Source organism: Pantoea sp. GM_Pan_4 (assembly GCF_026541005.1).
Classification (GTDB): domain Bacteria; phylum Pseudomonadota; class Gammaproteobacteria; order Enterobacterales; family Enterobacteriaceae; genus Pantoea; species Pantoea dispersa.
Window position 1 is genome coordinate 1 of sequence record NZ_JALNUZ010000019.1, and the last position, 24,281, is coordinate 24,281.

The window sequence follows — 24,281 nt, forward strand, 5'->3', positions numbered from 1 at the left end:
GCACCTGGATAAAGATATCTTTACGGCTTAATAACAGCCGTTAGCACATCTGGCCCTGCCAGCTATTTGCTAAAAATTAAGCCTTAAATCGAATAGTTTATTGCAAATCTTCTGTTTACCCGAAGAAGTTAAAATGTTCACCGCATGCACTCTGGCTGCCAGTCATTATTTATGATTGCCTGTAAATAATCCATACGTCAATTGATTTACATTCTTTTCAGCGCCGACACCGTATCAAAATGCTGCTTGTACGTTAAAACCTTACCGCTTAGCGATGGACGCTATCAGCTTTAATGTCAACCATGAGAGAAAAGCAGATAATAAAATAGTTGCGATAATCAACGCATCAATGGTCGATAAAAAAACATGAAAAGGGTTCACTAATTTACCTAACAGCATATACGATGATTCGGAAAGGAACCTGAACATGACCTCAGGAATAATAATTGCGTAGCCTAGCGTTAAGACAATTAGTAATAGTATCCGTTTCATTTCATGTATGCTCCTTGCAACAAGATATGATAAGTATATAATCGTTTCTTAAGGATTTCTACAGTAAGGGATGATTAACCATGTCGTATCTGAAATTGAAGCTTCAGGCTGATCGTACAATTGCACTCAATTTTGAAAAAGCACTGGCGCAACTGCGTGAAGAAACGCGAACCGCCAGTACTACAGTTGCCTCGGGAATTGAAAGAGCTAGCTGGTATAGTTCCTGCGTTTTTGATGATTACAAAGATGTATGTAAACGACTGAGAAGTGAAGATGTTCGTATGTTTTCAGCTCTGCCACAGGTTTTTTCACGACATGATGTCATCCTTGATATGGTTGAAATCTACTTTAGAAAAAAACTTGCGCGTCTCAGTGAACATAATGTTCAAAATCTGGTGCGCCAACTTGCTGAAAAGGCGGCTAATTATACAAGCGGTAAAGCTTCAAAACTCACCATTTCATTTCTTATCGCGCGCATAGTTACCGAATCTAAAGTTTTTAAGAGCTCGCTGGTTGATGTGATTGACCGGACTTCGCTTTATAGTGTCACAGTTTTAAAATTTTATGGGAAAATACAAATCGCTGCAACAGCAGCTCAGCATTTGAAATTTGCGGATCCGGAGTATTATTTCGATCTGTATCAACAGAAATTAGAAATGCTTTATTATCTCATAGAACCTGAAATGTCTAAAATTATTTACTTAAACAAATCCGGCTCAACAAATGATGAGCAAATATTGGCATTAGTAGAACGGTTACTGACAAAATGAAACGAATCTTTTCCTGGTTCTATGCATGGTTAAGTCAGTCTTTTTTTTCACTAATACCGGTGATTGCGGCGGTAGCAGGTGGAATACTTTTGACAGCGCTTTTCCCTCATTATGGGCTGTTGTTGACCCTACTCTGGGTCATTGTCATGGGTGCTATCTACGTGAAATATTTTAGATGGTTTTGACGGTCAATTTCAGTTGATACTTTATGTAATCCCTTCGTTGTTAAGCGCCTGCGACAGAATTTACCATTCTATTACAAAGGCACCCGCGGGTGCCTTTGCTGTTGCTATGACAAATCAGTTACTGGTATCCAGCTCCGGGAAGCTTTTAACCAGATCGTCAATCGCTTTCATCTGCGCAAGGAACGGTTCCAGCTTATCGAGCGGCAGCGCGGACGGGCCGTCGCATTTGGCGCTATTCGGCTCCGGGTGCGCTTCGATGAACAGACCGGCGATGCCTACCGCCATGCCCGCACGCGCCAGTTCGGCAACCTGCGCACGACGACCGCCAGAGGCCGCGCCAAATGGATCGCGTGTCTGCAGCGCATGGGTGACGTCAAAAATCACCGGGCTGTTGTTAGTGACTTTCTTCATCACGTTGAAACCGAGCATATCAACCACCAGGTTGTCATACCCGAAGTTGCTGCCGCGATCGCACAGAATCACCTTGTCGTTGCCGCCTTCGGCAAACTTATCGACAATATTGCCCATCTGGCCCGGGCTGACGAACTGCGGCTTCTTCACGTTGATCACGGCACCGGTTTTCGCCATCGCTTCCACCAGATCGGTCTGACGCGCCAGGAAGGCCGGCAGCTGAATCACATCCACCACGTCGGCAACCGGCTGCGCCTGCCAGCTTTCGTGCACGTCAGTGATAATTTTCACGCCGAACGCCTGCTTCAGCGCCTGGAAAATTTTCATGCCTTCGTCGAGGCCAGGGCCACGGTAAGACTTGATTGAAGAGCGGTTGGCTTTGTCAAAAGAGGCTTTGAACACATACGGAATGCCGAGCTTGTCGGTTACCTTCACGTAATGTTCGCAGATGCGCATGGCGAGATCCTGGGATTCCAGCACGTTCATGCCGCCGAAGAGAACAAATGGCAGATCGTTTGCGACCTTGATATCGCCGATACTCACTACTTTCTGTGTCATGCCCTTTCCTTAAATGTCGGGGGACGCTTAGTGCAGCGTCACCTGTTTCTGTTCAATTGCGTGGATCTGCACTTTAATCATCTCGCTGACCGGGTCTTCAGGACACTGTTCAACGAAATAGGTCAAATCGGTCAGTGCGATATGTTCGCACTCCAGCTGGGCGTAAATCAAACCGCGGTCGCGAATCTCATAGGGATCGTCCGGGTCGATTTGCAATAGCACCTGGCTGACGTTGAGCGCCAGCTCCATCTGCTTCTCATCCATCAGCGCCGCTTTCAGCGTGTCGAGCATTTTGCGCATCACGCTGACGGTTTTCGCTTCATCGAGGTCGTCAGAATAGAGTTTTGCCGTCGGGCTGATGTTGCCCTTCAGCCACACTTCAAGCGTATGGGTGTCGAGCGTCTCACCGTTAAACGGATTGATCAGCCACATTTCACCGTCGAGCCAGTCGGCACGCAGGATCAGCTGCGTCGGGAAAATCACCGGCATCAGCGGCAGCTCAAGCTCATCCGCAATGTGCAGCAGAATCACGCCGAGCGATACCGCCGTCCCCTGCCGGCTCTTCAGCACTTTATCGATCCACAGCGCGTCTGACAGATTGTAGACGCCGCTGGCACCGCCAAAGCCCCACTGCTGGTAAAACAGATCGAGCAGCTTCTCCAGCTGCAGATCCGCATCCTGTTCGCTACTGACATAGCGCCGCGCCTCTTCAACCAGGTCAGCCAGCTGCTGCTGGACGGAAGGCGCGGAAAAATCATTGCGTATGGCGCAGGTCGCACCAATCACCGCTTCACTTAACGGTGTTTCACTGTAATCAAGTTGCACTGGCGAGGTCATACTATCCCCAATAACGGCATTTTGGTCATCGCCAGTTTAATCACCAGCAATAATGCGACCACGGCGACTAAACAGGCGACCCAGCGGGTCGCCATGCTGCGCGGGCGACGACTCAATGCCACGGAACCTAAGGCGATGTAGATGATAACCGCTAACAGCTTCTCCGTCAGCCAGCTTCCTTGTGGGGTAAACGGATAAAAGTGGGTAATCAGCACCAGCAGTGCACCGCTGAGCAGCAGGAATGTATCGTTGACGTGCGGCGCAATGCGCACCCAGCGGCGCTGCAGCAGGGCAGATCCGGTGGTCAGCCAGTAAAAACGCAGCAGAAACAGTGTGATGGTGATCGCGACTGTCAGCAGATGGAAATTTTTAATCAGCGGATACCAGCTGGCCATAGTGCTTCCTTAAGTAAGTTGTCCAAGCGTGACGCGCGGATTGCCGCCGTAATCCTCAACGGTAGTAACCGCCTGAAAGCCATGACGGGTTAGCAGCGCGCGTACAGCCTCGCCCTGCTGCCAGCCGTGTTCCAGCAGCAGCCAACCCTGCGGCTGCAACCAGTGCGGCGCGCGTTCAATGATTAATCGTAAATCGGCCAGCCCGGCCTCCTCCGCCACCAGCGCGCTGAGCGGCTCAAAACGCACGTCGCCCTGCTGCAGATGTTCATCGGCGGCATCAATGTAAGGCGGATTGCTGACAATCAGATCGAAACGTTGGGCGGGCAGATCGTCGAACCAGTGGCTGAGCACAAATCCGGCGTTGGTGAGGTGAAGGCGCTGGGCGTTGTCCTGCGCCAGCGCAACCGCGGCGGCGATGCGGTCGCAGCCGGTAATCTGACAATCGGGCCGCTCGCTGGCCAGCGCCAGCGCAATGGCGCCGGTGCCGGTGCCGAGATCGAGCACCGCGGAGGGCGTCGCGGGCAGCCGCAGCAGCGCCTGCTCCACCAGTACTTCGGTATCCGGACGCGGAATCAGCGTGGCATCACTGACGCGCAGCGGCAGCGACCAGAACTCGCGTTCGCCCACCAGATGGGCAATCGGCTCACCGCGCACGCGGCGTGCCAGTAACGTCTCCAGCTGCACCAGTTGCGCATCATCAAGCGGGCTGTCGTCAAACGCTATCAGCCAGCTGCGCGACTTGCCGGTGACAAAACCCAGCAGAATCTCCGCGTCGCGCTTCGGGCTATCGCCTCCGCACAACGCAGCCTGCGCCTGCTGCAGCCAGCGCCGGACGTTCATCACTCCTGCCCGGCCAGTGCGGCCAGCTGGTCAGCCTGATACTCCTGCACAATCGGCTCGATCAGCGTATCCAGCTTGCCTTCCATGGTTTCGTCGAGGCGGTAGAGCGTCAGGTTAATGCGGTGATCGGTGACGCGCCCCTGCGGGAAGTTATAGGTACGGATTCGGTCGGAACGGTCGCCGCTGCCCAGCAGGTTACGCCGCGTTGAGGCTTCCGCCGCCTGGCGCTTCGCCATTTCCGCTGCGTGAATGCGTGCACCCAGCACCGCCAGCGCTTTGGCTTTGTTTTTGTGCTGCGAGCGCTCATCCTGGCACTCCACCACGATGCCGGTTGGCAGGTGGGTGATACGGATCGCCGAATCGGTGGTGTTAACGTGCTGACCACCCGCGCCGGAAGAGCGGAAGGTGTCGATTTTCAGATCGCCCGGATTGATGTCCGGCAGTTCGGCTTCCGGCAGCTCCGGCATCACCGCCACGGTACAGGCGGAAGTGTGAATGCGCCCCTGCGATTCGGTTTCCGGCACGCGCTGCACGCGATGACCGCCGGATTCAAACTTCATGCGACCGTAAGCCCCGTCACCGGTGATACGCGCAATGACTTCTTTGTAGCCGCCATGCTCGCCATCATTGGCGCTCATGATCTCCACCTGCCAGCGGCGCGCTTCGGCATAGCGGCTGTACATGCGGAACAGATCGCCGGCGAAAATCGCCGCTTCGTCGCCGCCGGTGCCGGCGCGCACTTCGATAAAGCACGGACGTTCATCGTCGGGATCTTTCGGCAGCAGCAGCACCTGAAGCTGCTGTTCCAGCACCTCGCGCTTTTCGCGCGATAGTTTCAACTCTTCCTGCGCCATGTCGCGCATTTCCGCATCGTCGAGCAGCATTTCAGCCGTTTCGACATCTTCCTGCACCTGCTGCCATTCGCGGAAACAACGGGTGACGTCGCTCAGCTGGGCATATTCACGTGATAACGCGCGGAAACGGTCCTGATCGCCAATTACGCCGGCATCACCCAGTAACGCTTCAACTTCTTCATGGCGTTCCTGCAGCGCTTCCAGCTTGGCAACAATCGAGCTCTTCATCTAATAGAGGGTATCCCAGTGATAGGTCGTGACAGACCAGATTACTCTAAACCGAGGCTGTCACGTAAGATCTGCAGGCGTTCGCTGTCGCCGTCGCGCGCGGCCTGCTGCAGTGATTTGGTTGGTGCATGAATTAAACGGTTGGTGAGCTTGTGTGCCAGCTCCTGCAAGACTTTTTCGGCATCAGCACCCTGACGCAACGCCGCCAGCGCGCGATCCTGCAGCTCGGCACGCACGTCGTCGGCCTGCGCGCGGTATTCGCGGATGGTCTCACCGGCACTTTGCGCGCGCAGCCAGGCCATGAATTCACCGCTCTCCTGCACCACAATGCTTTCCGCCTGCACCGCCGCCGCTTTGCGCTGCGCCATGTTCTGCTCGATGATCGCCTGCAGATCATCCACGCTGTACAGGTAGGCGTTAGCCAGCTTGCCCACTTCCGGCTCGACATCGCGCGGCACGGCGATATCGACCAGCAGCATAGGCTGGTTGCGGCGCGCCTTCAGCGCCCGTTCCACCATGCCTTTACCAATAATCGGCAGCGGACTGGCGGTGGAGGAGATAATGATATCGGCATCGGCCAGGCGGGTTTCGATATCGGCAAGGCCGATCACTTCGGCGCCGACTTCGTCCGCCAGCAGCTGCGCGCGTTCGCGCGTGCGGTTGGCGATCATCAGTTTGCGCACGCTGTGTTCGCGCAGGTGACGCGCCACCAGTTCGATGGTTTCACCGGCACCGACCAGCAGCACGTTAACGCTGCTGAGTGATTCGAAAATCTGACGGGCTAAGGAGCAGGCAGCAAAGGCAACCGAGACGGCGCTGGCGCCGATTTCGGTTTCGGTGCGCACACGCTTGGCCACCGAGAAGGTTTTCTGGAACATGCGTTCCAGCTCGCTGCTCAGCGCATGGTCGCGCGAGGAGTCAGCATGGGCTTTTTTGACCTGACCGAGAATCTGTGGCTCGCCCAGCACCAGCGAGTCGAGCCCGCTGGCCACGCGCATCAGGTGGCTGACTGCCGCGTTGTCCTGATGCCAGTACAGGCTGTTGCGCACGTCCTCTTCACGTAAGTCGTGATACTCGCACAACCAGCGCACCAGCTGCTCCTGCAGATCGGTCTGCTGCTCTACGCTGAGGTAGAGTTCCGTCCGGTTACAGGTAGAAAGCACCACCCCGCTCTGCACCATCGGCTGAGACAGCAAGCTGTTCAGCGCCTGGTCCAGCGTGTCTGGCGTGAACGAAACACGTTCGCGCAGCGCAACAGGTGCGGTTTTGTGGTTGATTCCGAGAGCAAGCAGCGTCATGGTGATTCGGGTTGGGAAGTCCCAATAATTGTCAGGTTTTGTGCTGCGCATTCTACAAGATGCAACAGATCAAGAAAAGCCATACAAAGCCTATGACTGTAATAAGATTAAACTGATCGTGCGCAATTATCCTGACATCGCCATTGACGGCACAGAGACGGATGGTTAGCGTTACCGGTTACGACGTAAAAACGTGTCTGAGGAGACGACCACGTGATGCATTTGCCCCCGCGCCAGCTGTTGCGCCTTTTGCCCCTTGCCAGCGTGTTGCTGGCTGCCTGTAGCATCAACAAACCCCAGCAAGGTCCCGGTCCCAGCACGACATCACCGCAGTGGCAGCAACACCAGCAGGCGGTAGCGAAAATCACCCAGTACCAGACGCGCGGCGCTTTTGCCTATCTGTCAGATAAGCAGAAGGTTTATGCCCGCTTCAACTGGCAGCAAACTGCTGCAGACCGTTACCGTCTGCTGCTGACTAACCCGCTCGGCAGCACGGAACTGCAGCTCGACGCGCAGGGTTCGGTGGTGCAGATTGTCGATAACAAAGGCAAACGCTACGTCAGCAACGACGCGGAGAAGATGATTTCCCAGCTCACCGGCATGGATATTCCGCTGGCGAACCTGCGTCAGTGGATGATGGGTCTGCCAGGCGACGCCAGCGACTATCAGCTGAACAACAACTATCAGCTGCAAAGCCTGACCTACAGCCGCAACGGCCAGCAGTGGAAGGTGAATATCAGCGATTACGACAGCAAGGTGAACCCGCCGCTGCCGGCCAACCTCGAACTGACCGAAGGCGGTCAGCGCATCAAACTGCGCATGGATAGCTGGACCACACAATGATCACCACCTGGCCCGCGCCGGCAAAGCTTAACCTGTTTCTCTACATTACCGGCCGTCGTGCAGACGGCTACCACAATTTGCAGACGCTGTTTCAGTTTCTCGACGTTGGCGACACCCTGGAGATTACCCCGGATAACAGCGGCAGTATCACCCTGCTGACGCCGCTTGATGGCGTGGCCGATGAAGACAACCTGATCGTGCGGGCGGCGCTGGCGCTGCGTGCTGCGGCGGCGGACAAAGGCACGCTGCCGCAGCAGGCTGGTGCCCGGATCGCGCTGGAGAAGCGCCTGCCGATGGGCGGTGGTCTGGGCGGTGGTTCGTCTGATGCGGCGACGGTGCTGGTGGCGCTGAACCATTTGTGGCGCACCCAGCTCAGCGTGGATGAGCTGGCTACGCTTGGCGTGCGTCTCGGTGCCGATGTGCCGGTATTCGTGCGCGGCCACGCGGCGTTTGCCGAAGGGGTCGGCGAGCAATTGCAGCCCGCAAATCCTGCGGAAAAATGGTACCTGGTGGCGCATCCTGGTGTCAGCATCGCTACCCCGGATCTGTTTCGCGATCCTGAACTGACGCGCGATTCACCAATACGCACATTAGATGAACTGTTGCAGCGTCCTTTTCACAATGATTGTGAAGCGGTAGCAAGAAAACGTTTTCGTGAGGTTGATGCGCTGCTTTCCTGGCTGCTAGAATACGCGCCGTCGCGCCTGACAGGGACCGGCGCTTGCGTGTTTGCTGAATTTGACACCGAGTCCGCTGCTCGTCAGGTGCTGGAGCTTGCCCCGAAATGGATGTGCGGATTTGTGGCGCGTGGGCTTAATCTCTCGCCGTTACAGCGCACCCTTTCCGGGCTCTAAGCGTAAACGTGACAGTGTCACCCTGTTCCAGACACTGCACGTGACGCATTAACACACCCGTATGAACAGGCTCAAATGTATTCGCCGGTTATTTTTGAGCGGTTCATTCTCTGGACGCCAAGCCTGAGGTTCTTCTCGTGCCTGATATGAAGCTATTTGCTGGTAACGCCACCCCGGAACTAGCACAACGTATTGCCAACCGCCTTTACACCAGCCTCGGAGACGCCGCTGTCGGCCGTTTCAGCGATGGCGAAGTAAGTGTACAGATTAATGAAAATGTACGCGGTGGTGATATTTTCATCATCCAGTCCACCTGTGCCCCCACCAATGATAACTTGATGGAGCTGGTTGTGATGGTCGACGCACTGCGTCGGGCTTCTGCTGGTCGTATTACTGCTGTAATCCCTTACTTTGGCTATGCCCGTCAGGACCGCCGCGTGCGTTCTGCCCGCGTGCCAATTACCGCCAAAGTTGTGGCTGATTTCCTCTCCAGCGTCGGCGTGGACCGTGTACTGACGGTTGACCTGCACGCTGAACAGATCCAGGGCTTCTTTGATGTCCCGGTGGATAACGTGTTCGGTAGCCCGATTCTGCTGGAAGATATGCTGCAGATTGGTCTGGAAAACCCGATTGTGGTTTCGCCGGACATCGGTGGCGTAGTGCGCGCTCGCGCTATCGCCAAACTGCTCAACGACACCGACATGGCCATCATCGACAAACGTCGCCCGCGTGCGAACGTGTCGCAGGTGATGCACATCATCGGTGACGTTGCCGGTCGTGACTGCGTACTGGTCGACGATATGATCGACACCGGCGGTACGCTGTGCAAAGCGGCTGAAGCACTGAAAGAGCGCGGCGCGAAACGCGTGTTCGCTTACGCCACCCACCCAATCTTCTCTGGCAACGCGGTGGAAAATCTGCGCAAATCAGTGATTGATCAGGTGATTGTTTGCGACACTATTCCGCTGTCGGAAGAGATGAAGTCACTGCCAAACGTGCGTACGCTGACGCTGTCTGGCATGCTGGCCGAAGCCATTCGTCGTATCAGCAACGAAGAATCGATTTCGGCGATGTTCGAACATTAATTGTTCGCGAAAAACCGGGCGCCCTGCCCGGTTTTTTATTGCCTGTGCGCGGAGTAACATCCCGATAAAGCCGCTTCCGCCGCCACTATTTGCGCGATAAATGGCCTCAAAATCCGCCAATCTCCCCGCCTTCCACTCTTTTTATCAGACAAGCGCATCCGGGCTTTAGCGGTCCAGTGATTAGTGATATTTTTCACCACACTTTTGCTGAGAACTCCGACCACCATGCTACTCGACATTTATACGTTGTTTATTTGCGAGCTCTACGTGCTGGGGTTTCTGAGCATTATTTTGATTTTTGCCTGGGTCGGGGCGCAGTACGACCGGGTGCTGGGTTTTACCACCCTGACGCTAATACTGACGCTTGCCGCCGTGCTGCTCAGCAGCCTGCGCAGCGCCGGTTTGCACTTTTTGCCGGTGGCGGTCGGGAATGTCATCATGCTGCTGGCTTACGGCACCCTGCTCAACGCCTTTCGTACTTTTTGCCGCCTTCCGCTTGGTTTTTGCTGGATCACTGGTGCGCTACTGTGGGCCCTGCTTTGTGCCTTTCCGCAGTTCTATCACGGCCAGCCGAAACGCGTGCTGGTCATGTGCCTGCTGTGCATCATCTTTACCGCCGCGCTGATTCGTCTGCTGTGGCAGGCGCGCGCCACGCTGACCGTCACTTTCTGGCCCGCGCAGATACTGCTGTGGATCCACTTACTGTTCCATCTGGCACGCATTTTCCTTGACGATGCAGTGGCTACCCCGGTACCGGGTGCCATTGGCGGTTCCGGCTTTTCGGTGTATGTGATTCTGGAGTCTATCCTCTTCGTCATCGGCCTGACCTTCACCATTCTGGCGATGGTCAATGAGCGTACGCAGATCGCCCATAAGCTGGCGTCGCTGCACGATCCGCTTACCGGCGTCTGGAATCGGCGCGCATTGTTTGAAGCCGCGGAAAAACTGCTGCTGCGCCACGCACGTTTGCCGCAGCCCTATATTTACAGTGCAGTGCTGTTCGACCTCGATCATTTCAAAAGCATTAACGATCGCTATGGCCATCAGCAGGGGGATCGGGTGCTGGTGGATTTTTGTCAGGTGGTAAAAGCATTAATGCCGGTTGAGGGTCAGTTTGCCCGGCTGGGCGGTGAGGAGTTTGCCGCGTTGCTTCCTGGCGACAGTGAGCAGGCGCAGCGCATATGTGAGCGTATCCGGCTGGCAACACAGCTGTCGCTACCCAACGACATCGGCTATACGGTGAGCATTGGCTTTGCCACTGCCAGCCAGCGGCATCAGGCGTTTCCCGCCCTGCTGGCGCTGGCTGATGAAGCTTTGTATCGCGCTAAGGCCGCCGGACGTAACCGCGTCGAAGGTTATCAGACGCCGCAGGCGGCAATGGCGGAAGCCGGTTAGTGCGTTGAGTGGTGATCGCGACGGCAGCGTTTGTCACCGTAGTGACGCAGCCAGTAATAGCGGTCTTCCACCCTCTCCCGTCCGCTGACGCGTGCGCCGACCAGCCACAGTAGGGCACCCACAAAAATACTGAACATCGCTCCATGCGCGAGGAACTGTGGCAGGTTGACCGACGGTAGCTGGTTAATGATGGAATAACCCACCCCGAGCACCATGGTTAACAAGCCGAGACACATCAAACCATTACCGACAGTGCGGCAGTGTTGACGTTTCATGATTTACCTCCATCCTTTTCAGCAACGCAGAAAACAGCACGTTTGGTTAACTGGCCATAAGTTTAGGCAATGGCTGGCGGTTAAGATGCGTACAGGATCACACATCTTTCACAATGTCTGACAAAACTTTACCGCCAGCGCCTTGATTTCGATAGAAATTGATTAGTCACCTCAGGTCATTAATCTGTCATTGCGCCCTTTGTCATCCCTGCCGGCAGGCAGTAAACTATCGCCCTTTCGCAGCGAGACAGGATAAACATCGTGAGCAGCATTAAACTGATTGTGGGGCTGGCCAATCCCGGCGCTGAATACGCGGCAACGCGCCATAACGCTGGCGCCTGGTACGTGGATTTACTTTGCTCGCGCCATAATCAGTCCCTCAAAGAGGAGCCGAAATTTTTCGGCTACACCGCGCGCCTGTCGCTGGCCGGCGAGGATGTGCGCCTGCTGGTGCCCACCACCTTTATGAACCTGAGCGGCAAAGCGGTGGCGGCGATGGCAACGTTCTATCGCATTACGCCGGAAGAGATTCTGGTGGCACACGATGAAATGGACCTGCCGCCAGGCGTGGCGAAATTCAAACAGGGCGGCGGCCATGGCGGTCATAACGGCCTGAAAGACATCATCAGCAAGCTCGGTAATAACAACAATTTTCATCGCCTGCGCGTCGGTATCGGCCATCCGGGCGATCGTAACAAGGTCACCGGATTTGTACTCGGCAAGGCACCGGCCAGCGAGCAGAAGCTGATTGACGAGGCGGTCGACGAAGCGGTGCGCTGCACCGAGCTGTGGCTAAAAGAAGACAAGATTAAGGCGATGAACCGCCTGCACGCCTTCAAAGCCAGCTAAGCCAATTCCCGCGCCGCCGCAGGGAATTCTGTGTATAATGCGCGAAAATTTTTGAATCAGTCGGCGCTGTCTGCCAGCGCTGCACACTCAGTGAGAAAGGTAAGATCATGGGATTTAAATGCGGTATTGTGGGCCTGCCGAACGTCGGTAAATCCACCCTGTTCAACGCGCTGACCAAAGCGGGTATCGAAGCAGCCAACTTTCCGTTCTGCACCATCGAACCCAACACCGGCGTGGTGCCGATGCCTGACCTGCGCCTCGATCAGCTGAGCGAGATTGTTAAGCCACAGCGCGTGGTGCCAACCACCATGGAGTTCGTGGACATCGCTGGTCTGGTAAAAGGCGCGTCGAAAGGTGAAGGCCTGGGCAACCAGTTCCTGACCAACATCCGTGAAACAGAAGCTATCGGCCACGTGGTACGCTGCTTTGAAAACGACAACATCATCCACGTCTCCGGTAAAGTAAACCCGGCGGAAGATATTGATGTCATCAACACCGAGCTGGCGCTGTCGGATCTCGACACTTGCGAACGTGCCATTCAGCGCTGCCAGAAGAAAGCCAAAGGCGGCGACAAAGATGCTAAAGCCGAACTGGCAGCGCTGGAGAAGTGCCTGCCGCATCTGGAAAACGCCGGTATGCTGCGCTCGCTGGCGCTGGACGCCGATGAGAAAGCGGCGATCCGCTATCTCAGCTTCCTGACGCTGAAGCCGACCATGTACATCGCCAACGTCAATGAAGACGGTTTCGAGAACAACCCGTATCTCGACCAGGTGCGCGCGATTGCTGAAGCCGAAGGCTCAGTGGTGGTGCCGGTCTGTGCGGCAGTGGAATCGGATATCGCCGAGCTGGAAGATGAAGAGCGCGACGAATTCATGGCTGAACTGGGCCTGGAAGAGCCGGGCCTCAACCGCGTGATCCGCGCCGGTTACGCCCTGCTCAACCTGCAGACTTACTTCACCGCAGGCGTGAAAGAAGTGCGTGCCTGGACCATCCCGGTTGGCGCCACCGCACCGCAGGCAGCCGGTAAAATCCACACCGACTTCGAGAAAGGCTTTATCCGCGCTCAGACCATCGCGTTCGAAGATTTCATCACATACAAAGGTGAACAGGGCGCGAAAGAAGCCGGCAAAATGCGTTCAGAAGGTAAAGAGTACATCGTGAAAGATGGCGATGTGATGAACTTCCTGTTTAACGTTTAAATAAAATGTGCCGTCTCATGAGGTTTCACCGAGCCTCATAGAGAGCGGAATAACTATAAAATCCACGCAATTGCGTGGATTTTTTATTACATGCTTTTTACGGGCGGGGATAAATTGCCAGCGCCAGTCACATCGCACTCTTTACGGCGGCTGGTCAAAATCTCGGCTGCAGCGCTACTTATAGCTCCCCTTACCGAACCACATTACCTGTTTGATCGAAACGAGCAACCGGGCTGATGCTATTGAGGTACAGCCTGGCTGCAACCAACGGTACTCCCTGGATATACAGCAATTTAACTTATCCTGATGAACGAAAGGTTTCGAGGCAGGATTGGCTGATAAACCTGATGGACCTAAATATACTTACGCTTCGTTTGTCATTATTACAGAGCGCACTCATGAGCCGATACCATGTTGCTGGCAGTGAAGGTAAGTTTGAAAAAGACTCAGGCGAGCAGGTCATGGCCAATAAGCTGGGGCTCACCGATTCCACTGAGATGAACGAGGCAGAACTTGTTCTGTTAGAACAACTCTACCAGTCAGTTTTTGAAGAAAACTTTCCCGAAGGGAAACTTAACGTCGCGCTACTAAAAAGCTGGCATCGCCGCTGGCTGGGTAACATCTACGAATGGGCTGGACAAGAGAGAACGGTCAATATTAGCAAGGGTGGTTTTATGTTTGCGCCTTCAGCACAATTGCCAAAACTGCTGAACGAATACAACAAGTATCTTGCCCATTACACGCCCTGTAACGTCATGGAAGAAGAACTCATCATTGCTATCGCCGTTACCCATGTCGAGCTGATACTTATACATCCCTTCAGAGAAGGAAACGGACGTTTGTCGCGGCTGTTAGCGGATGTCATGGCGGTTCAGGGAGGATACAAACCGCTGGATTATCAAAGCTGGGAGCAGAATAAAACCCAGTATATTTCGGCTATTCATGCTGGTATGTCAATGGACTACGCGCCAATGAAATACTGGGTCAGTCGGGCACTGAGAAGGCACTAAGCCAGTCGAAGATGCGCGAATTTTTTGCGCGCGGCTTCAAGTGAGGCCTCGACGCTAGCTGAGGACTGGCCGGTTTCAACAGCCGTTGACGTTGCTACTGAACGAATGATATCGGAGCGAGAAGGTTTAGCATAACCTGAGTGCGCTTTTTTTCTGTTGTTGGTCATTAAGCCCTCTCTACATCAGTGCAGTTGCGTAAGACACCATAGCCTCAAGAGTATATCAAAGCTTTGAACCAACATCACGTTCCCTTCTGGCTCGGCAAGCTGATGTCCCATCAGGCTTCAAACAATCTCATGAGCCCGGTAAATAAACCCCACGCAAGGCGATGAATCGCGCCGCTACGGCTATTGTGCGAATTGCGGTTTCATTAACTGAATGGCAGCAACGCGGCCGCGCGAATGATTACTAAAGCAGCTACGCCAGGCTAATTATCCGATCCGTTAGTGGCATACAGCGGCCATGACTCAAACAGATAGCCGTCGAAATCAATGTCGTCCACATCAGAAAACTCCAGCAGCAGTTGCTTGACGTTTTCCAGGTGCTGCCACATCGCCTGTTTCGCGGCGCGCGCGTCTTTCTTGATTAAGGCGGCGAGGATCTTTTTATGATCGTCGAGCCACTTTTTGCGGTAGTTGGTATTGATCAGATGCCGGTGCAGCTGGCTCCACATCACATTGTCTTCGCGCCACTGCCAGGATTGTTTGAACAGCTCCACCAGCATGCTGTTATGCGTGGCTTCGGCTATCGCCAGATGGAAATTGCGGTCGCCGTTTTCGCTGTCGTTCACTGCGCCTGACGCCAGCTCACGCTCTTCCAGCGCCAGCGCCTGACGCATTTTGATGATGTCTTCACGCGTCGCCTGTAACGCAGCGAACTCGGCGATATTGCTCTCCAGCAGCTGGCGGGCCTGTAGCATCTCAAACGGACCGGCCGCATTGCAGGCGGTTTGCGCAGCGGCACGCGGTGCCGGCGTGTCATTGATCACATAAATGCCTGCGCCACGCCGCACTTCAATCAAACCTTCCAGCTCCAGCATAATCAGCGCCTCACGCACCAGCGTGCGCGTGACGTTCAGCAGCATCGCCAGTTCACGCTCTGGCGGCAATCGCTCGCCAATCGCGTACTGTTTCTGCGTAATCATGTTGCGAAGCATCTCGCCCACTTCCTGATAGGGTCGCTGTGCTGAAGCTTGTGGTTTCATAACGCTCTTTTCTGCTGGTTCAGACATTAGGCCGCTAAATTTTCTACCCTGCACTATAACACAGGGCGTGATTTTCACCGTGGGTTAAGGCTGAAGTAGCGTCGGGCGTTATGGAAGCAGATATCCTGCAACATCGCGCCCAGCGCAGCTTCATCGTGCGGCACAATGCCGTCACGCACCCACTCGCCAAACAGATTACACAGAATGCGGCGGAAGTATTCGTGCCGCGTATAAGAGAGAAAACTGCGCGAATCGGTCAGCATGCCAACGAACTGACTGAGCAGCCCCATCTGCGCCAGCTGCTCCAGTTGCCGCAGCATGCCGTCACGCTGATCGTTGAACCACCAGCCAGAGCCGAACTGCATCTTGCCCGCCATCCCTGCGCCCTGAAAGTTACCCGCCATGGTAGCCAGCACTTCGTTGTCACGCGGATTGAGGCAGTAAAGAATGGTTTTTGGCAGATGGTCATTGGTGTCCATCGCATCCAGCAGGCGCGCCAGCGGCCAGGCAACAGGATGATCGCCGATGGAGTCGAAACCGCTGTCCGGGCCGAGCTGACGGAACATGCGCGTGCTGTTATTGCGGATTGCACCGATATGTAACTGCATCGCCCAGCCACGGCGGGCATATTCCGCGCCCAGCCACACCAGCACAGCGGTACTGAACTGCGCAATCTCCAGCTCGCTCAGCGCCGCATTGCTGCGGCGTCTGGCGAGAATGCCATCCAGCACGCTGTCGGCTGGTACCGCAGCATAGCGCAGCGTTTCAATGCCGTGGTCGGCGGCGCGGCAGCCATGGGCGGAAAAGTGGTCCAGTCGGCGCAGTAACGCCACACGCAGCGCATCAAAGCTGTCGATACTGACATCTGCGGCGGCTTCCAGCCGGGTCAGGTAATCGGTGAATCCTTCCAGTTCAATCTTGAACACCCGGTCCGGACGCCAGCTCGGTGCCACCTCAATATCAAAGCTGCTGTCTTCAGCTATCTGACGATGGTACTGCAGGGAGTCGATCGGATCGTCAGTGGTGCCCACCATAAGCACGTTCATCTGGCGCATGATGCCGCGCGCGGAAAATTCAGGCGTGGCCAGCTTCTCCGCACACTCATGCCAGATGCGCGGTGCGGTTTCCGGTCCAAACAGCGTGTCAGTGATACCGAACGGCCGGCGCAGCTCCAGATGCGTCCAGTGATAGAGCGGATTGCCGAGCGTTTTCGGCACGGTCTGCGCCCAGGCGAGATATTTATCGTAATCGCTGGTGGTGTTACCGGTGATCAATGATTCCTCTACGCCCGCCGCGCGCAGTGCGCGCCATTTGTAGTGATCGCCCTCCAGCCAGATTTGCCCGAGGTTGGCAAACTGCCGGTCTTCTGCAATCTCCTGCGGATTGAGGTGGCAGTGGTAATCATAGATCGGCATCTGCGCCGCCACGTCGTGATACAGGCGACGCGCCACCTCGCTGTGCAACAGAAAATCGTCATCCATAAAATTCATCATTTGGCCTCCGGATTGAGGGATGCAACCGCGGCTCTGGCACCCTGCTGGCACAGGCGGTCATAGGTGTGTTGCAGGGCGGCAACAAAGGCCGGATTGGCGGGTAAGTCGTCCGCGAAGATCTCGTTAATGCCCAGCAGCGCCTGCACGCGGGCGGGACCTGAAGGGAACTGCTGATTAATCCGCTCAAACTTAGCGACCAGCGGATCAGCCACCGGGTAGCGCTCGCCCTTTTCGTCTTCGCCGAGGATATAACGCATCCAGCCCGCGATGCCGAGCAGCAGATGCCGGCAGTCACTGCCGTGGTGCAGATGATAGCGCAGCGAATCCAGCATGCGCTGTGGCAATTTCTGACTGCCATCGCTGGCAATTTGCGCCGTGCGGTGGCGCAGCGACGGATTACTGAAGCGCTCAAGCAGTTGATGCGCATACGCGTTCAGATCGCTGCCTGCCGGCATCGTCAATGTGGCACGCTGTTCAGTCAGCATCAGCGACAGCGCGGCCTGACGGTAAGCTGGCAGCTGCATAGTATCAGCGATAGTTTCACAACCGCCGAGGTAGCCGAGATACGCCAGAAACGAGTGCGTGCCATTCAGCAGACGCAGTTTCATCAACTCGTAGGGGGCGACATCCGGAACAAATTGCGCACCAACGCGCTGCCAGTCGGGACGTCCCGCCACGAAGTTATCTTCAATCACCCACTGACGAAACGGCTCACAGGCGACACCGCAGGGATCGGCGATGCCCAGCAACCCGGTAATCTCGCGCTGCGTCTCTTCCGTTACGGCCGGCACGATGCGGTCAACCATGGTGCAGGGAAACGTGACCTGTTGCTCAATCCATGCCGCCAGCGCCGCATCCTGCCGTTGTGCCAGACCGATGACCGCAGCCCGCGCGACGTGGCCGTTATCACGCAGATTGTCGCATGACAGCACGGTAAAAGGCGCTAACCCGGCTTCACGCCGCAAGCGCAGCGCCTCAACGATAAAGCCAATGGCGGATTTCGGCTGCCGGGGATGGGCCAGATCGTGCACGATAAGCGGATGGGTGCTGTCCAGTTCGCCGGTTGCGCCATGAGTGCAATAGCCTTTTTCGGTTATCGTCAGCGAGACGATGGCGGTTTCCGCGCGGGCAAGCGCGTTAAGAATGCCGTCACAACCGTCCAGCGCCGGGTGCAGCGCTGAATGCACGGAACCAATGATTTTGACTTCATGACGCGTCGCACCTTGCTCGGTGACGCTGTAGAGCAAATTCTGCTCGCGCAATTGTTCCACCAGCTTTCTGCCGCTGGCCGACATCAGGTTGACCTCGCAAATGCCCCAGTCGCTGTCGCTTATCTCCAGCAGATGGTGCTGATAGAGCGCCTGGTGCGCGCGATGAAACGCGCCGCAGCCGATGTGCACGATGCGCGGCACCAGCCGCTGCTGCTGCCATGCGGGCCGCGCCACTTTAATGCTGGCGTCGGCAAGGTTGTGTTGCATGTGAACTCCTCAGTGTCCGGCGCGACTGCGCGTCCGCCGGGCAAGCGGTACAGGGCGACTGGCGTCAGAAAAAGGCGCGGTGTATCGCCAGCTCAACGCCACGAATCTCAGCCAGACCTTTCAGCCGGCCAATCGCGGAATAACCCGGGTTAGTTTTCTTATGCAGATCGTCCAGCATCTGATGCCCGTGGTCGGGCCGCATCGGGATCAGGTCTTCCTGCCCCGCATTACGACGGCGCTGCTCCTCTTCGGCAATCGCTTTGATCACCGCAAACATATCGATATCGCCGCCAAGGTGCGCGGCTTCGTGAAAGGTTTTGGGGTTGGCTTCACGCCGGGTTGAGCGCAGATGGGCAAAATAGATGCGCGGCCCAAAACGTTTCACCATGCCGGCTAAATCATTTTCCGCCAGCACGCCGTAGGAGCCGGTACACATCGTGAAGCCGTTGGCCGGACTGTCGATGGTGTCGATCATCCACTGCAGATCGTCGGCATTGGAGACGATACGCGGCAGGCCGAGGATCGGGCGCGGCGGATCGTCCGGATGTACCGCCATGCGGATACCGACCTCTTCAGCGACCGGGATAATGCCGCGCAAGAACGTGGCAAAGTGCTCGCGCAGCCGGGCTTTGTCGATGCCGTCATAGCGCGCCAGCTGAGCACGGAACTGCGCCAGCGTGTAGCCCTCTTCCGCGCCAGGTAATCCGGCGATGATGTTACGCGTCAGCCGCAGCTTGTGCTCTTCGCTCATGCTGGCGAAGCGCGCAGCGGCCTCGGCTATCTCGTCAGCGCTGTAATCATTTTCTGCGCCCTGGCGCTGCAGGATATGCAGCTCAAATACCGCAAATTCAATCTGATCGAAGCGCAGCGCTTTCGCGCCATCCGGCAGCTCGAACGCCAGGTCGGTGCGCGTCCAGTCCAGAATCGGCATGAAGTTGTAGCACACGGTGTGGATGCCGCACTGCGCCAGATTGCGCAGCGACTGCTGATAGTTGCTGATCCACTGCTGGCACTGCCCGCTGCCAGTTTTGATCTCCTCATGGATCGGCACACTCTCCACTACCGACCAGACCAGCCCGGCCGCCTCAATCATCGCTTTGCGCTGCAAAATCTTCTCCACTGGCCACACCTCGCCGTTCGGGATGTGATGCAGGGCAGTCACAATGCCGGTAGCGCCCGCCTGTCGGGCATCGGCGAGTGAAACGGGATCGTCAGGGCCATACCAGCGCCAGGTCTGCTTCATGTCGTTCTCTCCTGCGGGCCTGAGCATCACTCTCAAAGCCCTTCCATTTTGGTTGACCAATTTTACAAGCGAAGCGCTTTCTGAGTCGTAAAAAGTGCCTGCGCAGCGTCAAATTCAGCTTTTCACCGACGGAAGTCAACCTGATAAATGATTTTGGTTAACCAGATCACAAATACCGCATCAGGCTGGCGACCACCTGACCTAACTGTGGTTCACTCCCGGCGGATAGGTAAAACAGGACGCATCACGCCACGCCCGGCAATCAAGGGCCAGGGGTTATGCGCTGGCCGGTATGGACTCCACCTCCGGCCAGGCAGTCACAGACGTTGCTCACACATGCTGTTAATAATGAATGGAGAATCCGATGAACCGCAGTTTGAACCCAGGGATTGCCGCAACCGGCACGAAACGCGTCATCCGTCATCTGCGCTGGTGGGTGCTGGTGCTGTTTCTCGCCGGTGTCACCGTCAACTACATTACCCGTAACTCGTTAGGCATTCTGGCCCCCGAGCTGAAAACCAGTCTCGGCATCACCACAGAACAATATTCATGGATAGTCGGCGCTTTTCAGCTGGCTTATACCTTCTTTCAACCAATCTGCGGCTGGCTGATTGACGTCATTGGCCTCAAACTCGGCTTCTTCATCTGCGCCACCATCTGGGCGCTGGCCTGTCTGTTCCATGCCGGCGCCGCCAGCTGGTTGCACCTGGCCATCTTGCGCTTTGTCATGGGCGGAGCTGAAGCGGCCGCCACGCCGGCCAACGCCAAAGTGATTGGTGAATGGTTCCCGAAAAAAGAGCGCCCGATCGCGGCCGGCTGGGCCGGCGTCGGCTTCTCGATTGGCGCTATGCTGGCACCTCCCATCATCTACTTTGCCCACGCCTCGTTCGGCTGGCAGGGCGCATTCCTGTTTACCGGCTGTCTGGCTCTGGGCTGGGTGGTGCTGTGGTGGCTGTTGTATCGCGATCCGGAACGTAACCCGAATCTCAGCAGCGATGAGCTGGCCTTTATTCGTCAGGATAATGAGCCACCGGCGGTCAAACTGCCCTTTTTCAAAGCCCTGAAAACCGTCTCCAGAAACAAGCGTTTTTACGGTATCGCCATTCCCGCTTTTATGGCTGAACCGGCATGGGGCGTGTTGAGTTTCTGGGTGCCGCTCTATCTGGCAAAAGACCTGGGAATGGACCTGAAACAGATTGCCATGTTCGCCTGGCTGCCGTTCCTCGCGGCGGATCTCGGCAGTGCAGCCAGCGGCTACCTGACGCGCATCTATACCCGGCTGTTTGGCTTCAGGCAGGTGAATTCCGTTGTCGCCAGCTCGGTCACCGGCGCCTTTCTGATGCTGTCGCTGGCGCTGGTGGCGATGACCAAAGACCCCTATGTCGCGATTGCTCTGATCTCGATTGGCGGTTTTGGTCATCAGATCATCTCCTGCATGTTGAGTGCGCTGGTGGTGGAAAAATTTGATAAGGGCCAGATGGCCACGGTGAATGGCATGCGCGGCTCGTTTGCCTGGATCTCCAGCTTCCTGTTTTCGCTGGTGATTGGCGTGACGGCTGACAAAATCGGCTTTAACCCGCTGTTTGTCGCCATGGGCTTCTTTGACCTGATCGGTGCAGTCTTCCTGATTGCGTTTATTGCTGAGCGTCGTTCAGCGACCCAATGAAGTAGGTAACGATGAAAACCTTAAAAAACTGGTCTTTAGCCCATTCTGATCATCACCATGTGGTGCTTAACGTCGATGGCAAACACCATCTGTGCCTGTACGTGCTGGAAAAAGGTCTGTTCCGCGTGGTGATCAAGCGCCACGGCAACTACAGTCTGGACCGCACCTGGAGCATTGCACCGGAACAGGATGTTCCATGGGAAGGGCGTCCGCGCGACAGCCTGGCCGGGTTTAGCCTGCCCGGCTTTACGCTGGAGGAAGAAGCCAGTTGTCTGACCATTAGCACCGACACGCTGCGCGTGATGGTGCGTCAGCCGCTGGCGCTGGAGTGGCAGTACCGTGATGCCGCAGGCCACTGGCAACTGCTGACCGGCGATCGCCCCACCAGCGCCTATCAGATCAACGCACACGGCGACGGCGTGGCACACTATCAGCGCCGCATGGCGGACGACCGCTACTACGGTCTGGGCGAAAAAACCGGCGATCTGCAACGCAACGGCAAACGCTATGAGATGCGTAATCTGGATGCCATGGGTTACAACGCTTCCTCCACCGATCCGCTCTACAAACATGTGCCCTTCACCCTCACGCGGCGTAACGACGTCAGCTTTGGCCTGTTCTACGATAATCTCAGCACCAGCTGGTTCGATCTGGGTAACGAACTGGATAACTATCACCAGCCGTATCGCCGCTGGCAGGCGGAGAGTGGCGATATCGATTACTACCTGTTTGTCGGTAAGCGGGTGCTGGATATCACCAAAACCTTCGTACGCCTGACCGGCAAAACGCTGTTCGGCCCCAAATGGAGTCTGGGCTACAGCGGCTCGACCATGCACTACACCGATGCGCCGGACGCGCAAAACCAGCTGATGAACTTTATTCGCCTGTGCGAAGAGCACGCTATTCCGTGCGACTCCTTCCAGCTCTCCTCGGGCTATACCTCCATCAATAACAAGCGTTATGTGTTCAACTGGAACTACGACAAAGTGCCGCAGCCGGAAGCGATGAGTCAGGCGTTTCACGATGCCGGGCTGCGTCTGGCGGCCAACATCAAACCCTGCCTGCTGCAGGATCACCCGCGCTATGAAGAAGTCGCAGCTCAGGGACTGTTTATCCGCGATTCGGAAGAGGATGTGCCAGAGCGCTCAGTGTTCTGGGATGATGAAGGATCGCACCTCGATTTCACCCATCCGCAAACGGTGGCCTGGTGGCAGGAGAACGTCACCCGTCAGCTGCTGGAAAAAGGCATCGACGCCACCTGGAACGATAACAACGAGTATGAAGTCTGGGACGGCGAAGCGCGCTGCCACGGCTTCGGTACGCCGATTGCCATCAAGCATATTCGCCCGGTGATGCCGCTGCTGATGATGCGCGCCTCGATGGAAGCGCAACAGCGCTTTGCCCCCGAACAGCGACCGTTCCTGATTTCGCGCTCCGGCTGCGCCGGGATGCAGCGCTACGTGCAAACATGGAGCGGGGATAACCGCACCAACTGGACCTCGCTGCGCTACAACATTCGCATGGGCCTCGGCATGAGCCTGTCCGGCTTGTATAACGTCGGTCACGACGTCGGCGGCTTCTCGGGCGATAAACCCGACGCGGAGCTGTTTGTGCGCTGGGTGCAGAATGGCGTCATGCATCCGCGCTTCACCATTCATTCATGGAATGACGATCACACCGTGAATGAGCCGTGGATGTATCCTTCGGTCACGCCCGCGATTCGGGCGGCCATCGCGCTGCGCTATCGCCTGCTGCCGTATCTCTACACGCTGCTGTGGCAGGCGCATGCGGACGATGAACCGATGCTGCGCCCGACGTTCCTTGATCATGAACACGATGCCCAGACCTTTGCTGAGTGTGATGAATTCCTGCTCGGCCGCGATCTGCTGGTCGCCAGCGTGGTGGAACCCGGCCAGCGTGAACGCCGCCTGTGGCTGCCCGACAACCAGACAGGCTGGTATGATTTCGCCACGCAGCAGTGGTACAGCGGGGGTCAGTGGACCACCTTGCCTGCGCCCCTGGAAACGCAGCCGCTGCTGGTGCGCGCAGGTGCGGCACTGCCACTCAGCGAGCGTATTGCTCACGTCAACGCCGCCGCAGACGATCGTCGCACGCTGCAGCTTTATCCATTGCAGGGCAAAGGCGTTAGCCACGGCGAACTGTTCGAAGATGATGGCGAATCCTGGGGCTATCAGCATGGCAATGCGCTGTGGCTGCAGTGGGAAATGCGCTGCGAAGCCACAGCCATTCACCTTACGTTGCGGCGCAAGGGTGATTATCAGCCGGCATGGCAAACGTTGCAGATTGCCCTGCCCGCCGGTGAACAGCGTGCGCTGTTTATCGACGGTGTCGCCGCAGGCGCTGCGTCAGCCGACGTGACGCTGGCTCAGATTTCCCGCAGCTGATAAACCACAAGAGCGCACCGATGTCGGGTGCGCCTGCTTAACTTCAGCCCGTTCTTCTCTCCCTCAGCGGCTTACACCAACACGCTATCTGCCCGTTTTCTGTCCCGACGTTATCCCGCGAATAAATCTATCCGGTTTAATACGCTTATTTCACCGCCCTGCTCACCCGATTAATCCTGGTTGCTTACTAATATAATAGCTGCGCTTAATGCAGGCATAAGCGTTTACTGCTGAGGCGATTACATAAAACATGACGATGCACTGGCTAAGCCATCGTAATAATATGCCTTAACACGGAAACGCCGCGGTTTAAGCAATATTCAACTGTGGCGCGCTATTAGTCATTAAGACGACATTAACCGGGTAATTCCCGACTTCTCAAAGGGCCTCTGTGATGAAAAGATTGCTGTTACC

General features: G+C 56.2%; 21 protein-coding genes. 10 read left to right on the top strand and 11 right to left on the bottom strand.

Annotated features, from left to right (window positions below):
- Positions 1 to 572: 572 nt before the first annotated feature.
- Entirely contained in the window at positions 573 to 1,262 is a 690-nt protein-coding gene (locus OXR61_RS22590) for a hypothetical protein (RefSeq protein WP_021312832.1), read from the top strand.
- A 299-nt stretch (positions 1,263 to 1,561) separates the two neighbouring features.
- Here the strand turns inward: OXR61_RS22590 and kdsA are convergent, their stop codons facing one another.
- Genes kdsA through hemA form a run of 6 tightly spaced genes read right to left on the bottom strand, consistent with a single transcriptional unit; the run spans position 1,562 to position 6,868 of the window.
- Positions 1,562 to 2,416, bottom strand: a complete 855-nt coding sequence (kdsA, locus tag OXR61_RS22595; RefSeq protein ID WP_021509944.1) for a 3-deoxy-8-phosphooctulonate synthase — start codon at positions 2,414 to 2,416, stop codon at positions 1,562 to 1,564.
- 27 nt (positions 2,417 to 2,443) lie between these two features.
- Positions 2,444 to 3,253: an invasion regulator SirB1 gene (sirB1, locus tag OXR61_RS22600; protein WP_021509943.1), complete on the bottom strand. Its 810-nt coding sequence runs from the start codon at positions 3,251 to 3,253 to the stop codon at positions 2,444 to 2,446.
- Entirely contained in the window at positions 3,250 to 3,648 is a 399-nt protein-coding gene (locus OXR61_RS22605; RefSeq protein WP_021509942.1) for a SirB2 family protein, read from the bottom strand. Before OXR61_RS22605 ends, sirB1 begins: the two co-directional genes overlap by 4 nt.
- A 9-nt stretch (positions 3,649 to 3,657) precedes the next feature.
- Positions 3,658 to 4,488: a peptide chain release factor N(5)-glutamine methyltransferase gene (prmC, locus tag OXR61_RS22610; protein WP_267412560.1), complete on the bottom strand. Its 831-nt coding sequence runs from the start codon at positions 4,486 to 4,488 to the stop codon at positions 3,658 to 3,660.
- A complete protein-coding gene (prfA, locus tag OXR61_RS22615) occupies positions 4,488 to 5,570 on the bottom strand; it encodes a peptide chain release factor 1 (RefSeq protein ID WP_021509940.1) in 1,083 nt (360 codons plus the stop codon). The genes prmC and prfA overlap by 1 nt, the downstream gene beginning before the upstream one ends.
- A 41-nt stretch (positions 5,571 to 5,611) precedes the next feature.
- Positions 5,612 to 6,868, bottom strand: coding sequence for a glutamyl-tRNA reductase (gene hemA / locus OXR61_RS22620; protein WP_021509939.1), 1,257 nt, complete (start codon positions 6,866 to 6,868; stop codon positions 5,612 to 5,614).
- A 216-nt stretch (positions 6,869 to 7,084) separates the two neighbouring features.
- Between hemA and lolB the strand changes: the two genes are divergently transcribed.
- The 4 genes from lolB to OXR61_RS22640 all read left to right on the top strand — a co-directional run bounded on the left by lolB (position 7,085) and on the right by OXR61_RS22640 (position 11,045).
- Complete coding sequence (gene lolB, locus OXR61_RS22625) at positions 7,085 to 7,711, top strand: lipoprotein insertase outer membrane protein LolB (protein ID WP_021509937.1); 627 nt, start codon at positions 7,085 to 7,087, stop codon at positions 7,709 to 7,711.
- Positions 7,708 to 8,565 (top strand): 4-(cytidine 5'-diphospho)-2-C-methyl-D-erythritol kinase, encoded by an 858-nt coding sequence (gene ispE / locus OXR61_RS22630; RefSeq protein ID WP_021509936.1) that lies wholly within the window; start codon positions 7,708 to 7,710, stop codon positions 8,563 to 8,565. The genes lolB and ispE overlap by 4 nt, the downstream gene beginning before the upstream one ends.
- Before the next feature lie 137 nt (positions 8,566 to 8,702).
- Positions 8,703 to 9,650 carry a ribose-phosphate diphosphokinase gene (gene prs, locus OXR61_RS22635; RefSeq protein WP_006118899.1) on the top strand — a complete coding sequence of 316 codons (948 nt, stop codon included), beginning with the start codon at positions 8,703 to 8,705 and terminating at the stop codon, positions 9,648 to 9,650.
- 225 nt (positions 9,651 to 9,875) lie between these two features.
- Positions 9,876 to 11,045, top strand: a complete 1,170-nt coding sequence (locus OXR61_RS22640) for a GGDEF domain-containing protein (RefSeq protein ID WP_021509934.1) — start codon at positions 9,876 to 9,878, stop codon at positions 11,043 to 11,045.
- Here OXR61_RS22640 and ychH read toward each other — a convergent pair.
- Positions 11,042 to 11,320, bottom strand: a complete 279-nt coding sequence (ychH, locus tag OXR61_RS22645; RefSeq protein WP_021509933.1) for a stress-induced protein YchH — start codon at positions 11,318 to 11,320, stop codon at positions 11,042 to 11,044. The two genes, OXR61_RS22640 and ychH, sit on opposite strands and share 4 nt — an antisense overlap.
- A 261-nt stretch (positions 11,321 to 11,581) precedes the next feature.
- Here ychH and pth point away from each other — a divergent pair, with 261 nt between their 5' ends.
- The 3 genes from pth (at position 11,582) to OXR61_RS22660 (ending at position 14,378) form a co-directional block, all read left to right on the top strand.
- Positions 11,582 to 12,169: an aminoacyl-tRNA hydrolase gene (gene pth / locus OXR61_RS22650; protein WP_021509932.1), complete on the top strand. Its 588-nt coding sequence runs from the start codon at positions 11,582 to 11,584 to the stop codon at positions 12,167 to 12,169.
- A gap of 107 nt (positions 12,170 to 12,276) precedes the next feature.
- A complete protein-coding gene (gene ychF, locus OXR61_RS22655) occupies positions 12,277 to 13,368 on the top strand; it encodes a redox-regulated ATPase YchF (RefSeq protein ID WP_021509931.1) in 1,092 nt (363 codons plus the stop codon).
- Positions 13,369 to 13,766: 398 nt separating this feature from the next.
- Positions 13,767 to 14,378, top strand: a complete 612-nt coding sequence (locus tag OXR61_RS22660; protein ID WP_031280189.1) for a Fic family protein — start codon at positions 13,767 to 13,769, stop codon at positions 14,376 to 14,378.
- Between the two features lie 427 nt (positions 14,379 to 14,805).
- Here the strand turns inward: OXR61_RS22660 and uxuR are convergent, their stop codons facing one another.
- The 4 genes from uxuR to uxuA form a co-directional block, all read right to left on the bottom strand.
- Positions 14,806 to 15,582, bottom strand: a complete 777-nt coding sequence (uxuR, locus tag OXR61_RS22665) for a Uxu operon transcriptional regulator (protein ID WP_031280188.1) — start codon at positions 15,580 to 15,582, stop codon at positions 14,806 to 14,808.
- A gap of 74 nt (positions 15,583 to 15,656) precedes the next feature.
- On the bottom strand, positions 15,657 to 17,075 hold the full coding sequence (gene uxaC / locus OXR61_RS22670) for a glucuronate isomerase (protein WP_021509928.1): 1,419 nt from the start codon (positions 17,073 to 17,075) through the stop codon (positions 15,657 to 15,659).
- Complete coding sequence (locus tag OXR61_RS22675; protein WP_021509927.1) at positions 17,072 to 18,553, bottom strand: fructuronate reductase; 1,482 nt, start codon at positions 18,551 to 18,553, stop codon at positions 17,072 to 17,074. The genes uxaC and OXR61_RS22675 overlap by 4 nt, the downstream gene beginning before the upstream one ends.
- Positions 18,554 to 18,617: 64 nt before the next feature.
- On the bottom strand, positions 18,618 to 19,796 hold the full coding sequence (uxuA, locus tag OXR61_RS22680; RefSeq protein ID WP_267412561.1) for a mannonate dehydratase: 1,179 nt from the start codon (positions 19,794 to 19,796) through the stop codon (positions 18,618 to 18,620).
- A gap of 364 nt (positions 19,797 to 20,160) precedes the next feature.
- On the opposite strand from uxuA, the gene OXR61_RS22685 reads away from it, so the two are divergent.
- A complete protein-coding gene (locus tag OXR61_RS22685; protein ID WP_021509925.1) occupies positions 20,161 to 21,462 on the top strand; it encodes an MFS transporter in 1,302 nt (433 codons plus the stop codon).
- A gap of 11 nt (positions 21,463 to 21,473) precedes the next feature.
- Positions 21,474 to 23,867 (top strand): glycoside hydrolase family 31 protein, encoded by a 2,394-nt coding sequence (locus tag OXR61_RS22690; RefSeq protein ID WP_021509924.1) that lies wholly within the window; start codon positions 21,474 to 21,476, stop codon positions 23,865 to 23,867.
- Positions 23,868 to 24,281: the final 414 nt, after the last annotated feature.

Excerpts from the sequence above, each read along its gene's own strand:
- OXR61_RS22590 (WP_021312832.1), top strand. The coding sequence starts at position 573 with ATGTCGTATCTGAAATTGAAGCTTCAGGCTGATCGTACAATTGCACTC.
- kdsA (WP_021509944.1), bottom strand. The coding sequence starts at position 2,416 with ATGACACAGAAAGTAGTGAGTATCGGCGATATCAAGGTCGCAAACGAT.
- sirB1 (WP_021509943.1), bottom strand. The coding sequence starts at position 3,253 with ATGACCTCGCCAGTGCAACTTGATTACAGTGAAACACCGTTAAGTGAA.
- OXR61_RS22605 (WP_021509942.1), bottom strand. The coding sequence starts at position 3,648 with ATGGCCAGCTGGTATCCGCTGATTAAAAATTTCCATCTGCTGACAGTC.
- prmC (WP_267412560.1), bottom strand. The coding sequence starts at position 4,488 with ATGAACGTCCGGCGCTGGCTGCAGCAGGCGCAGGCTGCGTTGTGCGGA.
- prfA (WP_021509940.1), bottom strand. The coding sequence starts at position 5,570 with ATGAAGAGCTCGATTGTTGCCAAGCTGGAAGCGCTGCAGGAACGCCAT.
- hemA (WP_021509939.1), bottom strand. The coding sequence starts at position 6,868 with ATGACGCTGCTTGCTCTCGGAATCAACCACAAAACCGCACCTGTTGCG.
- lolB (WP_021509937.1), top strand. The coding sequence starts at position 7,085 with ATGCATTTGCCCCCGCGCCAGCTGTTGCGCCTTTTGCCCCTTGCCAGC.
- ispE (WP_021509936.1), top strand. The coding sequence starts at position 7,708 with ATGATCACCACCTGGCCCGCGCCGGCAAAGCTTAACCTGTTTCTCTAC.
- OXR61_RS22640 (WP_021509934.1), top strand. The coding sequence starts at position 9,876 with ATGCTACTCGACATTTATACGTTGTTTATTTGCGAGCTCTACGTGCTG.
- ychH (WP_021509933.1), bottom strand. The coding sequence starts at position 11,320 with ATGAAACGTCAACACTGCCGCACTGTCGGTAATGGTTTGATGTGTCTC.
- ychF (WP_021509931.1), top strand. The coding sequence starts at position 12,277 with ATGGGATTTAAATGCGGTATTGTGGGCCTGCCGAACGTCGGTAAATCC.
- OXR61_RS22660 (WP_031280189.1), top strand. The coding sequence starts at position 13,767 with ATGAGCCGATACCATGTTGCTGGCAGTGAAGGTAAGTTTGAAAAAGAC.
- uxuR (WP_031280188.1), bottom strand. The coding sequence starts at position 15,582 with ATGAAACCACAAGCTTCAGCACAGCGACCCTATCAGGAAGTGGGCGAG.
- uxaC (WP_021509928.1), bottom strand. The coding sequence starts at position 17,075 with ATGATGAATTTTATGGATGACGATTTTCTGTTGCACAGCGAGGTGGCG.
- OXR61_RS22675 (WP_021509927.1), bottom strand. The coding sequence starts at position 18,553 with ATGCAACACAACCTTGCCGACGCCAGCATTAAAGTGGCGCGGCCCGCA.
- uxuA (WP_267412561.1), bottom strand. The coding sequence starts at position 19,796 with ATGAAGCAGACCTGGCGCTGGTATGGCCCTGACGATCCCGTTTCACTC.
- OXR61_RS22685 (WP_021509925.1), top strand. The coding sequence starts at position 20,161 with ATGAACCGCAGTTTGAACCCAGGGATTGCCGCAACCGGCACGAAACGC.
- OXR61_RS22690 (WP_021509924.1), top strand. The coding sequence starts at position 21,474 with ATGAAAACCTTAAAAAACTGGTCTTTAGCCCATTCTGATCATCACCAT.